11 protein-coding genes, 2 tRNA genes and 1 rRNA gene are annotated in these 13,190 nt (G+C 36.5%); 4 read left to right on the top strand and 10 right to left on the bottom strand.

The annotated features are described in order from the left end of the window. Position 1 precedes the first annotated feature (1 nt). The 10 genes from OLM61_RS03280 to thrS form a co-directional block, all read right to left on the bottom strand. Positions 2-805, bottom strand: a complete 804-nt coding sequence (locus tag OLM61_RS03280) for an endonuclease/exonuclease/phosphatase family protein (RefSeq protein ID WP_264525082.1) — start codon at positions 803-805, stop codon at positions 2-4. Between the two features lie 466 nt (positions 806-1,271). Then, entirely contained in the window at positions 1,272-1,940 is a 669-nt protein-coding gene (locus tag OLM61_RS03275; RefSeq protein WP_264525081.1) for a response regulator, read from the bottom strand. 10 nt (positions 1,941-1,950) lie between these two features. Next, a complete protein-coding gene (locus OLM61_RS03270) occupies positions 1,951-3,729 on the bottom strand; it encodes a tetratricopeptide repeat-containing sensor histidine kinase (RefSeq protein ID WP_264525080.1) in 1,779 nt (592 codons plus the stop codon). After that, entirely contained in the window at positions 3,729-5,456 is a 1,728-nt protein-coding gene (locus OLM61_RS03265) for a tetratricopeptide repeat protein (protein ID WP_264525079.1), read from the bottom strand. The genes OLM61_RS03270 and OLM61_RS03265 overlap by 1 nt, the downstream gene beginning before the upstream one ends. 163 nt (positions 5,457-5,619) lie before the next feature. Beyond that, positions 5,620-6,054, bottom strand: coding sequence for a carboxymuconolactone decarboxylase family protein (locus OLM61_RS03260; RefSeq protein WP_264525078.1), 435 nt, complete (start codon positions 6,052-6,054; stop codon positions 5,620-5,622). A 218-nt stretch (positions 6,055-6,272) separates the two neighbouring features. Then, positions 6,273-6,845 carry a Crp/Fnr family transcriptional regulator gene (locus OLM61_RS03255; protein WP_264525077.1) on the bottom strand — a complete coding sequence of 191 codons (573 nt, stop codon included), beginning with the start codon at positions 6,843-6,845 and terminating at the stop codon, positions 6,273-6,275. A 134-nt stretch (positions 6,846-6,979) separates the two neighbouring features. Continuing rightward, entirely contained in the window at positions 6,980-7,324 is a 345-nt protein-coding gene (gene rplT, locus OLM61_RS03250) for a 50S ribosomal protein L20 (protein WP_017498429.1), read from the bottom strand. Positions 7,325-7,425: 101 nt separating this feature from the next. Next, a complete protein-coding gene (gene rpmI, locus OLM61_RS03245) occupies positions 7,426-7,623 on the bottom strand; it encodes a 50S ribosomal protein L35 (protein WP_007810722.1) in 198 nt (65 codons plus the stop codon). A gap of 134 nt (positions 7,624-7,757) precedes the next feature. Continuing rightward, positions 7,758-8,309 (bottom strand): translation initiation factor IF-3, encoded by a 552-nt coding sequence (gene infC / locus OLM61_RS03240; protein WP_072974136.1) that lies wholly within the window; start codon positions 8,307-8,309, stop codon positions 7,758-7,760. A 22-nt stretch (positions 8,310-8,331) separates the two neighbouring features. Further along, positions 8,332-10,278, bottom strand: coding sequence for a threonine--tRNA ligase (gene thrS, locus OLM61_RS03235; protein ID WP_264525076.1), 1,947 nt, complete (start codon positions 10,276-10,278; stop codon positions 8,332-8,334). 359 nt (positions 10,279-10,637) lie between these two features. On the opposite strand from thrS, the gene OLM61_RS03230 reads away from it, so the two are divergent. The 4 genes from OLM61_RS03230 (at position 10,638) to OLM61_RS03215 (ending at position 13,163) form a co-directional block, all read left to right on the top strand. Beyond that, positions 10,638-11,042 (top strand): hypothetical protein, encoded by a 405-nt coding sequence (locus OLM61_RS03230; protein WP_264525075.1) that lies wholly within the window; start codon positions 10,638-10,640, stop codon positions 11,040-11,042. Positions 11,043-11,194: 152 nt separating this feature from the next. Then, positions 11,195-12,708: ribosomal RNA gene (locus OLM61_RS03225) — 16S ribosomal RNA — on the top strand. 126 nt (positions 12,709-12,834) lie between these two features. Further along, positions 12,835-12,908 (top strand) — tRNA-Ile (locus tag OLM61_RS03220). 181 nt (positions 12,909-13,089) lie between these two features. Further along, positions 13,090-13,163: transfer RNA gene (locus OLM61_RS03215), tRNA-Ala, on the top strand. The last annotated feature ends 27 nt before the right edge of the window (positions 13,164-13,190 follow it).

Below are 13,190 nucleotides of genomic sequence, written 5' to 3'. Positions count from 1 at the left end.
TTTAATTCAGTGAAAACTCAATCCAGATTGGAATGTGATCGGATATTTTACGGGCTTCCTGTAGCGAATTGAATTTTTTATAAAACGAAACAATACCCGAATTGATATAGGTTAGCGAGTTTTTGCGGTAAAAAATATTATCAAATTCTGATGCCAGACAAACGGTTTCTTTGCATTTTTGTTTCAGAGTCGTTTTTTGATTCTGCAAACTGGAGTTGTACCCCATTTTTTTCAAGGGCGTAAACACAGAATGTGATTGCGGGCAATTGAAATCTCCAATAAACACCAGATTTAGATTAGAGTATTCTTCCGGAAGGTGTTTAAAATACTTGATTTCGGTTTCAGGTTGCTTCGATTTAGTAATAGCATGAAAATTAACCAATGTAACCGTCTTTTTATTGATTTCAAAAGTTCCGAAATAAGGTTCGCGATCGATTTCTAAATGGTATTTTTTTTCCAGCCAGGCATTTCCTTTCAGTTTTACTTTGCTGGTTTTCCAGATAAAAGCATAACGTTCTGTTTTATAACTCGTCCCGCTTGTTGGATTGCTTATCGTATAATCCCATTTTGTTCCTTTATTGTTTAAAATGGCAGCAAGTTTTGCAACAGCCTGTGAACCGCCGTAGCCTGCCACGACTTCCTGAATAGCAATAATATCATATGCAAGAACAGTGTTTGCAATGAAATTTAATTCGGATTCGGATTTAGATTTTCCTAAGTTCTCTATATTCCAGGACAGGATTTTAGTTTGTGAGTAGGTGAGAACTGAAAAAAGGAGGAGAGTAAAACTTAAGATAGATTTCATGCTGTATTTAAATATTCAAATATAAGCATTTCAAATTCCGACTATGGAGAGGGGAAATACTATTTTTAATTTCAATGAGAATCATTCTTTGACAGATTCTCATTGAAATTTTTAGTATCAGTACGTTTGAGTTTAATGTTTTTTATACCTGTTTTTTAAAGCAGTACCAATTATTATGATTTGCAAAACAAGTAGTGCGGGTATAAAAATAATTTTCCAGTCTACTTCCAGCCATCCTGTTTTTTCAGAAACGAAAGCAAAACTTAAGGACAAAAAAAGACAAAGTAACATTGTTTTCATTATGATTCTGTTTTTGGTTGTATTAATCTTCGAAACAAAAACCTGCAGAAAATTTCTTTTAAAACTATTTTTGTGTTTGATTTTCATTAGTTGACTAATAGATTCATACAAAAATAGAAGTATTAAAAACCATTTCCTTACGGGAAACCGTAAAAGCAATTAAAATTTAAATCAACCCAAAGTCTTTTGCAATGGCAATTAAGTGCACATTGTTGTTGGCTTTAAAGTAAATTTTCAATTTATTGATGCGTTTTTCAATACTGCTGGTACCGTTTGGAGTAATAGAAGTAGCCTTAAATTCGTTTGATATATTTTCTAAAATGTAACCTTGCGCCAGGAGTTTTAAGATCGAAATGTCATAAGATTCGATTTCAAACAGTACTTTTTCGTTAAAATTGAAAGACAAATCGGAAGAAAGTATTCTTTCTTCATTTCTAAAAGTGCCTTCAATGGCTTTTCTTAATTCGGCAATACTATTTCGTCCTTTTGATACATAAGCACTAATCCCTAAATCAAAAAAAAGCGATTTGATGCGATAGGACTTATCTTCAATCGAGAAAACTATTTTTTTTAATCCGGGCTGAACTTCATTGGCCGCTTCAATCAGCTCTTCACCACCATTCAGACTAATTTTACGATGGTCTTTTTTGAACGATAAGTCAGTGATTAACAAATCGTAGGGTTCGTTATCTTTTAGGGCCTTTTTTATTTTAATTAATCCATCATCACAATATTTGACATGATCGATTGTGGGAACCTGTAGTTCTTCAAGTGCTTGAATTACGGCAATACTTATACTGTCTAAATCTTCGGCAACTAAAACTTTTTTGAACATATTACTTTGTTTATTTGGGGAAATTGAAACTTAATTTAAAACCTGTTTTAGAATTGGAGTCAAAAATAATATTTCCATTTATGGTTTTAATACGGCTTTCCACATTTTGTAGTCCATTTTTTAAAATTAATGATCTGTTATAGGCTCCGACCCCGTTATCGCTGTAATTAATCGTTATTTTTTTTTCAATATCTTTAAAATTCAGGCTGACTAAGGTCGCCTCGCTGTGCTTTTTCATGTTTCCAAATAGCTCCTGAAGGATTCTGTAAAGTATAATCTTCTTACCTTTTTCTATTTCATTCCAGGAAATCTGATCGAAACCATTCAGAATAATATTTAAATCGGGTGTTTTAAAACCGGAAATCATTTCTTTTAAAACGGTGCTGTAATTTTCATCGGTTACAATCGAGCTGTTTTCTTTAGAGATATTTCGGGCTTTAGCATAAATAGCATTGAGGCTGTTCAAAAGCTGGTCTTTGTTTTCTTCTTGTTTTAAATCGGTATGTGCTGAAAATTTTAAGGTTTGATAAACATCTTGTGCCAATTCATCGTGAAGTTTTTTAGAGATTCGGATTTCACTTTGAAGAATAGCATCGTTTTTTTCTTTTCTGCTTTTAGAAAGTAGATGAACAAATACCAATAAACTGATCATTGTAGTAGAAAACATAACAATGTAGGAAACAATATTTCGTTTTTTTTGCCTTTCTAATTGTAGTTCATTTTCAGCTTTTTGGGCTTTTAGCTGAAGGTTTTCTTCTTTATTCTGATTGGAACTGTATTTTATGGTCGAAAATTGATTTTTGGCTTTTCTTCGGGCAATCGTTAGGCTGTCTATTATTTTGATATAGGACAAAGCGTATTTTTTTAATTCTTTTCCTTCCGATTTTGTAATTAAAGACGACAATGAGTTGGCTTTGAATGTAGCCGAATTTGCTTTGCAGGCCGACTGGTACTCCTTTTCCGCGTACAGTTTTGACAGCGCAGGATTTGTTTTGGAATAATACAAGGCAAGATTATTATAAGAACTTACCAATTCATAATCTTCATTCAGCTTAAGTTTTATGGCCGAGCTTTTTTTAAGACAGTCCAAAGCGCGTGGATCACCAACTTCATAGTAACAGTATCCCAGATTTTCCAGTAAAATGGCGTATGCATTGGCTGTTTTTATGGAGTCCGTTTCATGTTTGATTTTTCTTTTGGCTAAAGGCTCGAGTATATCAATCACTTTTTTGTATTTCTTTTGATTGAGATAAATGTTGGATATGTCACATAAAATTACCGCCTTTTTATAAGGAGAAGTAGCTAGTTTTAATGCTTTTTTATGATAGAATAAGGCGTTGTCATCGTCATAGGTAAAATAATAATTGTAAGCCAAGAGGGTATAGGTGTTGTACGTAAACTTGGGCTTACTTGTTTTTTTAAGATGCGGCAAAACCATCGCAATGGATTCTTCACATGCAATATAATTACTCATATTTTGTTGCAGATTGGCAATAGACAAATAGGAGTAAACATAGTCATCGGCATAATGGTCTATCGGTTTGCAAAGCTGAGTGGCTTTTTTATAATAAAAATAAGAATCGGCATAAGCTCCTTTGTCGAATAGTTTATCGCCCTGATCAATATTTTTTTTAATGGCGGCAGTTCTTTCTTTATTTTCGATTCGTATTTTCTTCGTTTCGGTTTTTCGAAATGGATATGAAAAGGCCACAGCGACTAATCCCAGGAGCAGTAATACGAAAACAGATCGTAAGAAGATTTTATTTTTTAGGAAAGAAGAGATTTTCATTATCGCAATGGGAATTTTAGGGCCACTTTAAAACCTTTTTCTGTTGCCGAATCAATATGAATTTCTCCTTTTATAGCCAAAATTCTGCTCTCGACATTATAAAGGCCATTTTTAAACTGGATCGTATTAAGATCAATTCCTTTTCCGTTGTCAGTATAGCTAATCATTACCGTTTTGTCTGTTTTTTTAAAAGTGATTGTAACAAGAGTGGCTGCGCTGTGTTTGTTCATATTGACCAATAATTCCTGTACTATTCTGTAAACGGTGGTCTTTTTGGTTTTTTGAATTTCGTCCCAGTCAATCGTTTCTACACCATTTAATAAAACATTGGTGCCAGGAGTATTGAATCCTGCGATCATTTTTTTTAAGTTAAGAACATAATTCTCTGAAGTTATCGTTGGGTTGTTCTCTTTAGAGATGTCCTGTGTTCGCGAATATATCGCTTCGAGATTATTCAATAATTGTTCTTTATTCTCTGCGATAGAAAGATTTTTGTTTTCGGCAAAAGCCATCGTGTGATAAATGTCATTCGCCAGTTCGTCGTGTAGTTTTTTGGCAATGCGTGTTTCGCTTTGATAAGAAGCTTTTATTTTGTCTTTATTTCCTTTTGAAGTCAGATAAAAATAGAGCACTGTGACTAAACTCAAACAAAAAGCAATAATAATATACGAGATGATATTTCTGTTGCGTTGTCTTTCCAACTGTGTTTCGTTTTCTACTTTATGCGTTTTGAGTCTTAAATTTTCATTCTTTTCTTTTTTGGAGTCGTATTTGATTTTGGCATATTGATTTTTGGCCTTTTGTCTCGCTTCAAAAACACTGTCAATCAGATTCACGTAAATAATAGAGTATTTTTTTAATTCCCGATCGGAGCTGTTTTTGATGATAAGTTTTAGTGTTGACAGACGTTCGTCGATAGTATTGATACGACTAAATTTCTCATAGCTCAAAAGCATATATTTTTTGGCTAGTACAGGATTGCTTTCTTCGTAAAACTTAGCAAAATGCTGATAGCTTTTTCCTAAGTCAAAAGAATTATTTTGCTTTTGTCTTATCTCGAGGCTTTTTTTGAAATAGGATAAGGCCTCGTCTAAGTCATTTATTTTAAAATAACAAAAGCCAATATTGTCTAATGCTTTTCCCTGAAATTCATCATTGTCTGCAACTTCCTTCTTCGTTACTAAAGACAGAAAAATCTGGAGCGCCTCATAGTACTTTTTTTCCTCCATTAAGATCACTGCGATGTTGTTTTTGGCCGCTAGCTTTCTCCACTCTTCTGTTTTTAACCGTAGGGCTTTCTGATTGTATAACAGGGCATTTTTATAGTCGTAGGTGTTTAAGTAATTGATGCTTAAAATAACGTACGTACTCCATATTTGCGATTGTTTCTTTACATGTTTGAGATGGGGTAGTCCTTCTTTGATCGTATTCTCGCTGCCCGCATAATCGGCATGATCTTGCTGGATCTCTGCCATGCGGTTGATAGAATTAAAATAGTTTTCGGAATCTGTTACAGGGTCACAGAGAAATTTTAGTTTGTTGTAGTAAAAAAATGCGCTGTCAAATTCTTTGCGTTCATAAAAGCGATTGGCAGTAACGATCGTTTGGTTAACTTCAGCTTTTGTATTTTTTGATTTCGGGTTATTCGAAGTCTTTTTCTGACAGGAAAAAAGAAATAAAAAAGTAAAGATAATATAAAGGAAAGTCCGCATTCTGTAAGGTATCATGAGCCAAAAGTAAAGAATTATAGTTCTTAAAAAAGCGTATAAATACCTGTTTTTATTTAATTTTTATTTTTTATTTTGGGAGGTTATTTTAAGAAAAAACAGACAAGGCTTTTATAAAATAAAGCTTTGTCTGTATTAGTGGGTTAATTTCTTCGGAAATTGATTAAGAAACTCTCAATCCCGTAGTGATAGCGATTCTGTTCCAGGAGTTAATCGTAATGATTGCCAGAATAATTTCGGCAAGATATTGATCATCAAATAAACTTGCGGCATTTTGATAAGTCGCATCCGAAACGTGATGGCTAATGAGTGTCACTTCTTCCGTTAGGGCCAAAATGGCTTTTTCTTCCTCCGTATAAATATCAGTATCACGCCAGGCGCTTAACAGGTAAATGCGTTGTTCAGAGATACCGTGTTTGCGTGCGTCAACAGTATGCATGTTAATGCAATGTGCACATCCGTTTATTTGCGAAGCACGAATTTTAATCAACTCTTTGTGTACAGGCGTGAGTGAAGTAGTCGAAATGTATTTTTCTAAGTTTAGTAATGCTTGGTAAGCCTGAGGAGCTGCTGTTGGGATAGGGATTCTTGGTTTCATTTGAAGTGTTTTTAAAAGTTTGATACAAAGATCATGGATATCTGCTTTGAAAAACTTGAACTACTTCAAGAAAAGTATTGAGTTGTTGAGATACTACGGTCCTGAGTTCGCTAACGATGTATATAAAAGGACAGGATTTATTTTTTTTGATACTCTAAAAACCAAAAGAAGCTTAGTGCCTTAGTATCTTAGTACCTGAGAACCTTAGTTGCTTATAATTAAACTTTCCCTGCTCTGATTTTGCTCATAAATTCAGCTGAAAAATCAAGGTAGGAGGCAAGCATGTATTGTGGAACGCGCTGAACAAACTCCGGATTCAGATCATTAAAGTGATGGTATCTTTCTTCTGCCGACATGGTGAACAGGAATTTAATGCGCATTTGTGCTGCTCCAAAAGACTTCTGTGAGACAATACGAAAGTAACGTTCCAATTTCGGAACTTGAATGAGTATCGATTCCAGCACAGATTTTTCTAAGGCAATAACTTCAGAATTCTCTACAGCCTGAATATAAAAATGAGAAGGGACATGGTTGTGATAGCTCAGATAATCTGTAATCCACCAGTTTTCAATTCCGAATTGAAGGGTTTGTTCTGTGCCTTTTGAATTAATGATGTATTGGCGCATGCATCCTTTTACGATAAAATACAAGGTATTGCAAACTTGACCTTCTCGTAGTACATGGTCTTTCTTTTTAATGGTCGCTAAACTTAAGGCAGTTTCTAAGAGAGCAACTTCAGAAGCTTCGAGTGTGACAAACTTTTCGATATGAGTAAAAAGTGCGGTATACATTTTTATAGGTTTTATACAAATGTAGTTTTAAAAATTAGAATTTGAAAAACCTCTATAAAGCAAAAAACCATCCCGTTTAAACGAGATGGTTTTTCTATGATAAGTAAGTAATCTAAATTGAGTTTATAAAACGTTTATTTTACTTTATTAAGTATTGCTTTGAAAGCTTCAGGGTGGTTCATCGCTAAATCTGCAAGAACTTTACGGTTCAATTCGATTCCGTTAGCTTTTACTTTCCCCATGAATTGAGAATAAGACATTCCTTCTAATCTAGCTCCAGCGTTGATACGTTGAATCCATAAAGCACGGAAATTTCTTTTATTCTGTTTTCTGTCACGGTAAGCGTAGCTCATCGCTTTCTCTACCGCATTCTTAGCAACTGTCCAAACGTTTTTACGTCTACCAAAGAAACCTTTGGCTTGCTTCATTATTTTTTTTCTTCTTGCTCTTTTAGCAACTGAATTTACCGATCTTGGCATAATTTTAATGTGTTTTTGTAGCAGGCGTCCTGAATTGAATCAAAGGAACTTAAAAGCCATACTCCAAGGTTATATAAATAATTTTTTAACCTAAAGAATTATTAGATAATTCTTAATTGTTGTTTGATGCTTTTCATATCTGTTGAGTGAACTAGCGCTGAGTGTGTCAAAGCTAATTTACGTTTTTTAGATTTTTTAGTCAAGATGTGACTTTTAAAAGCATGCTTTCTTTTAATCTTTCCAGAACCAGTAACTTTAAAACGTTTCTTGGCGCTAGATTTTGTTTTCATTTTAGGCATTTTTCCTAGTGTTTTAATTTATTCTTACTTACTTATATCTTCAAAAAGCATTAGGCTTTAGGCTCTAGGCTTTAAGCATAAGTTTTATCAAACTTTTGCTTAAAGCCTATTGCTTATTGCTTATTGCAAATAATTTATTTTTTCTTTTTCGGAGCAATGAACATAATCATTCTCTTTCCTTCCAAAACAGGCATTGCTTCAACTTTACCGTGCTCTTCCAGATCCGTTGCCAAACGTAATAATAAAATCTGACCCTGATCTTTATAGATGATAGAACGTCCTTTGAAGAATACGAATGCTTTTAATTTCGCTCCTTCTTTAAGGAACTTCTCAGCATTCTTTCTTTTAAATTCGTAATCATGCTCATCCGTTTGAGGACCAAATCGAATCTCTTTTACGACAACCTGCGTAGACTTAGCTTTTAACACCTTATCACGTTTCTTTTGTTCGTAAACGAATTTCTTGTAATCCATGATTTTGCAAACCGGTGGTTCAGCATTTGGCGAAATCTCAACTAAATCCAGTTCAAATTGATCCGCTAATCGTAAAGCTTCAGCAAGCTTAAATACACCTGGTTCGATGTTTTCGCCTACTAATCTTACTTCTTGTACGCCACGAATGTTATTGTTTATTCTGTGGGCATCCTTTTTTTCTACTCGAGGTTGGTAACCTCTGTTGCTTCTTATTGCTATGACTTTATAATTTAAGTTAAACTGTAAAAACTTTTAATGTCTTTTTTATTTCTTCGTTTACAATTGCGACAAATTCATCAATTGTAACTGTAATATTGCCTTTTCCTTCTTGCCCGTGACGACGGATAGAAACAGTTCCGTTTTTCTCCTCTTCCTCACCAACAATCAGCATAAATGGAGTTTTCTGCATCTCAGCATCTCTAATTTTCTTACCGATAGTTTCGTTTCGGTTGTCAATTAGGGCGCGAATTTCGTGATTTTCTAGCAAATCTAAAACTTTTTTAGCATATATTTCGTATTTCTCGCTCAAAGACAAGATTATAGCTTGCTCCGGCATTAGCCAAAGTGGGAAATTTCCTGCAGTGTGTTCTAGTAAAATTGCGATAAAACGTTCCATTGATCCAAAAGGAGCTCTGTGAATCATAACCGGACGGTGTAATTCATTATCTGCGCCTTTGTAGGTTAATTCAAAACGCTCCGGTAGGTTGTAATCTACCTGAATAGTTCCTAATTGCCATTGTCTTCCTAAAGCGTCTTTAACCATAAAGTCAAGCTTTGGGCCGTAGAAAGCAGCTTCACCGTATTCTACAACTGTATTCAGTCCTTTGTCGGCTGCTGCGTTGATAATCGCATTTTCGGCTTTCTCCCAGTTTTCATCAGTACCGATATATTTCTCTCTGTTTTCCTGATCTCTTAATGAAATCTGAGCAGTAAAGTTTTCAAAACCTAATGAACCAAATACATAAAGTACCAGGTCGATTACTTTTTTGAATTCTTCATCCAATTGTTCCGGAGTACAAAAAATATGGGCATCATCCTGAGTAAATCCTCTTACGCGAGTCAGTCCGTGTAATTCACCCGATTGCTCGTATCTGTATACAGTACCAAATTCTGCGTAACGCTTCGGTAAATCTTTGTACGACCATGGTCTTACATTGTAGATTTCACAGTGGTGAGGACAGTTCATTGGTTTCAATAAAAACTCTTCACCCTCAGCAGGAGTGTGTATCGGCTGAAAACTATCAGCGCCATATTTTGCATAGTGACCAGAAGTAACATAAAGTTCTTTTTGTCCAATATGTGGAGTAACAACTTGTTCGTAACCTGCTTTCTTTTGAGCTCTCTTTAAAAATTGTTCTAAACGATCTCTAAGGGCAGCACCTTTTGGTAACCATAATGGCAAACCTTGTCCAACTTTCTGAGAGAAAGCGAACAGTTCAAGTTCTTTACCTAATTTACGGTGATCACGACGTTTTGCTTCTTCTAAAAGTTCAAGATATTCAGTCAGATCCTTTTGTTTAGGGAAAGAAGTTCCGTAAACACGAGTAAGCTGTTTGTTTTTCTCATCACCTCTCCAGTAAGCACCGGCAACACTCATCACTTTCATTGCTTTGATGATTCCGGTATTCGGAATATGTCCACCACGGCATAAATCAGTAAAAGTAGCGTGATCGCAAAATGTAATTGTTCCGTCTTCAAGATTCGAAATCAATTCCGTTTTGTAAACGTTGTCTTTGTACATCTCTAAAGCATCAGCTTTACTAACGGGACGCATTTTAAATTCGTGTTTTCCTCTTGAAATCTCAAGAACACGATCTTCGATCTTTTTAAAATCAGCGTCAGAAATCTTTTGATCTTCAAAGTCAACATCATAATAGAAACCGTTCGCAATTGCAGGTCCCAGAGTTAGTTTAATTCCAGGGTACAATTCTTCAAGGGCTTGTGCCATTACGTGTGAAGTTGAATGCCAGAAAGCTTTTTTTCCTTCAGCATCATTCCAGGTATATAAAGTAAGACTACCGTCGGTCGTCAATGGAGTTTCGGTTTCAATTGTTGTACCATTAAAAGATGCCGAAATCACGTTTCTTGCAAATCCTTCACTAATGCTTTTCGCAACCTCCATCGGAGTTACGCCTGAAGCAAACTCTCTAATTGACCCGTCGGGTAAAGTAATCTTAATCATTGTTTATAATTTTGTGAATGCAAATATAACGCATTACGGAAATACACACAATATATAAATACATGTTTATACTATAATATATATGTAGTAATGGTGTGGATTGGTATTCTTGATTTTTGAGTCCTTATATAGTATGGTATTGTTTCTTGTTTATAAGGTAGAGATGCTGGCTAGGCAGGTTTATAGGTTTTATTGCGGTTTTTGCTTTGAAATGTGTTTTGATTGTTGCTGGAGTGGGTAAAGTGACGGTAGGTGATAAGGATGTTGCTATACTATGCTTGAAAATTTGGTAATAAATACTGTGTGAAGCTGGAAAAGCTGTAAAATTCACGTGATATTGACTGGTAGAATTATGATAAATGAAATTGTTTAAAGAAAAACCTTTCAAAATCAAAAATAGATTAATTTCTAAAAGAGGTGTTATCAGAGTGTTAACAAAAAGTTTTCAAAAACATCAAAAATACTTCCCTAAAAAGCTTGTGAAAGCGAATAAAGTGACTACTTTTGCACCCGCAACAGCGACAGACGTTCACCGAAATACTGGCAAGAAAGAGAATCAAAACGAAAAGAAATTTTCAAATAAAAATTCAAAAAAGCTTGCGAGAATGGAAAGCGGATATTACATTTGCACCCCGCAAAACACGGGAAGCTCATTGAAAGATTGGAAGGAGAAAGAAGTAAAGTTGAAAAGAAATTTTCTAAAAAAAACTTCAAAAAACTCTTGCCATTTAGAAATAAGTTTTCTACTTTTGCACCCGCTTTGAAACACAAGCCAAACACAAGAAGACACGTTCGTAGACATATTGAATTGACAGCCGTTTTAACAGAGATGTTAAAACAAAAGAATAAGAGTAATGGAATCGAGAGATTCGCAAAGAACCGATAGAGACGACATCGCAATATAATATAAAAATATACGATGAAGAGTTTGATCCTGGCTCAGGATGAACGCTAGCGGCAGGCTTAACACATGCAAGTCGAGGGGTATAGTTCTTCGGAACTAGAGACCGGCGCACGGGTGCGTAACGCGTATGCAATCTACCTTTTACAGAGGGATAGCCCAGAGAAATTTGGATTAATACCTCATAGCATAGCAATCTCGCATGAGATCACTATTAAAGTCACAACGGTAAAAGATGAGCATGCGTCCCATTAGCTAGTTGGTAAGGTAACGGCTTACCAAGGCTACGATGGGTAGGGGTCCTGAGAGGGAGATCCCCCACACTGGTACTGAGACACGGACCAGACTCCTACGGGAGGCAGCAGTGAGGAATATTGGACAATGGGCGCAAGCCTGATCCAGCCATGCCGCGTGCAGGATGACGGTCCTATGGATTGTAAACTGCTTTTATACGAGAAGAAACACTCCGACGTGTCGGAGCTTGACGGTATCGTAAGAATAAGGATCGGCTAACTCCGTGCCAGCAGCCGCGGTAATACGGAGGATCCAAGCGTTATCCGGAATCATTGGGTTTAAAGGGTCCGTAGGCGGTTTAGTAAGTCAGTGGTGAAAGCCCATCGCTCAACGGTGGAACGGCCATTGATACTGCTAAACTTGAATTATTAGGAAGTAACTAGAATATGTAGTGTAGCGGTGAAATGCTTAGAGATTACATGGAATACCAATTGCGAAGGCAGGTTACTACTAATGGATTGACGCTGATGGACGAAAGCGTGGGTAGCGAACAGGATTAGATACCCTGGTAGTCCACGCCGTAAACGATGGATACTAGCTGTTGGAAGCAATTTCAGTGGCTAAGCGAAAGTGATAAGTATCCCACCTGGGGAGTACGTTCGCAAGAATGAAACTCAAAGGAATTGACGGGGGCCCGCACAAGCGGTGGAGCATGTGGTTTAATTCGATGATACGCGAGGAACCTTACCAAGGCTTAAATGTAGATTGACCGGTTTGGAAACAGATCTTTCGCAAGACAATTTACAAGGTGCTGCATGGTTGTCGTCAGCTCGTGCCGTGAGGTGTCAGGTTAAGTCCTATAACGAGCGCAACCCCTGTTGTTAGTTGCCAGCGAGTCATGTCGGGAACTCTAACAAGACTGCCAGTGCAAACTGTGAGGAAGGTGGGGATGACGTCAAATCATCACGGCCCTTACGCCTTGGGCTACACACGTGCTACAATGGCCGGTACAGAGAGCAGCCACTGGGCGACCAGGAGCGAATCTATAAAACCGGTCACAGTTCGGATCGGAGTCTGCAACTCGACTCCGTGAAGCTGGAATCGCTAGTAATCGGATATCAGCCATGATCCGGTGAATACGTTCCCGGGCCTTGTACACACCGCCCGTCAAGCCATGGAAGCTGGGGGTGCCTGAAGTCGGTGACCGCAAGGAGCTGCCTAGGGTAAAACTGGTAACTAGGGCTAAGTCGTAACAAGGTAGCCGTACCGGAAGGTGCGGCTGGAACACCTCCTTTCTAGAGCCTTAAATGTTAGCAGTAATGCACGTTAAGGAAAAAAGATGTTTATTTAAAGGATCTGAATCGCTAAATTCAATTACTCTTGCTGTTAATTTAAAAAAAAATGAAAATTAAGTAAAACAGAGTCTCGTAGCTCAGCTGGTTAGAGTACTACACTGATAATGTAGGGGTCGGCAGTTCGAGTCTGCCCGGGACTACTTTTTTAGAATTGTTGATTGTTAATTATTAATTATTAATAAAAAACAACAACAATAACAACAAACTAAAAAAGACTGAAATACTTAAATAAGGAAATTCTAGAAGTTGGAATTCACCAAAGGAAATTAGAGAAGAATTAGAAATCTAAAATCTGAATTCTACAATCTAAGATTGAAAAATGGGGGATTAGCTCAGCTGGCTAGAGCGCCTGCCTTGCACGCAGGAGGTCAACGGTTCGACTCCGTTATTCTCCACAGATCCGAAAGGATAAAAGTTCATTG

Source organism: Flavobacterium sp. N502536, from assembly GCF_025947345.1.
Classification (GTDB): Bacteria; Bacteroidota; Bacteroidia; order Flavobacteriales; family Flavobacteriaceae; genus Flavobacterium.
Note: the sequence above shows the minus strand (reverse complement) of the source record. Positions and strands in the feature narration are given on the sequence as shown.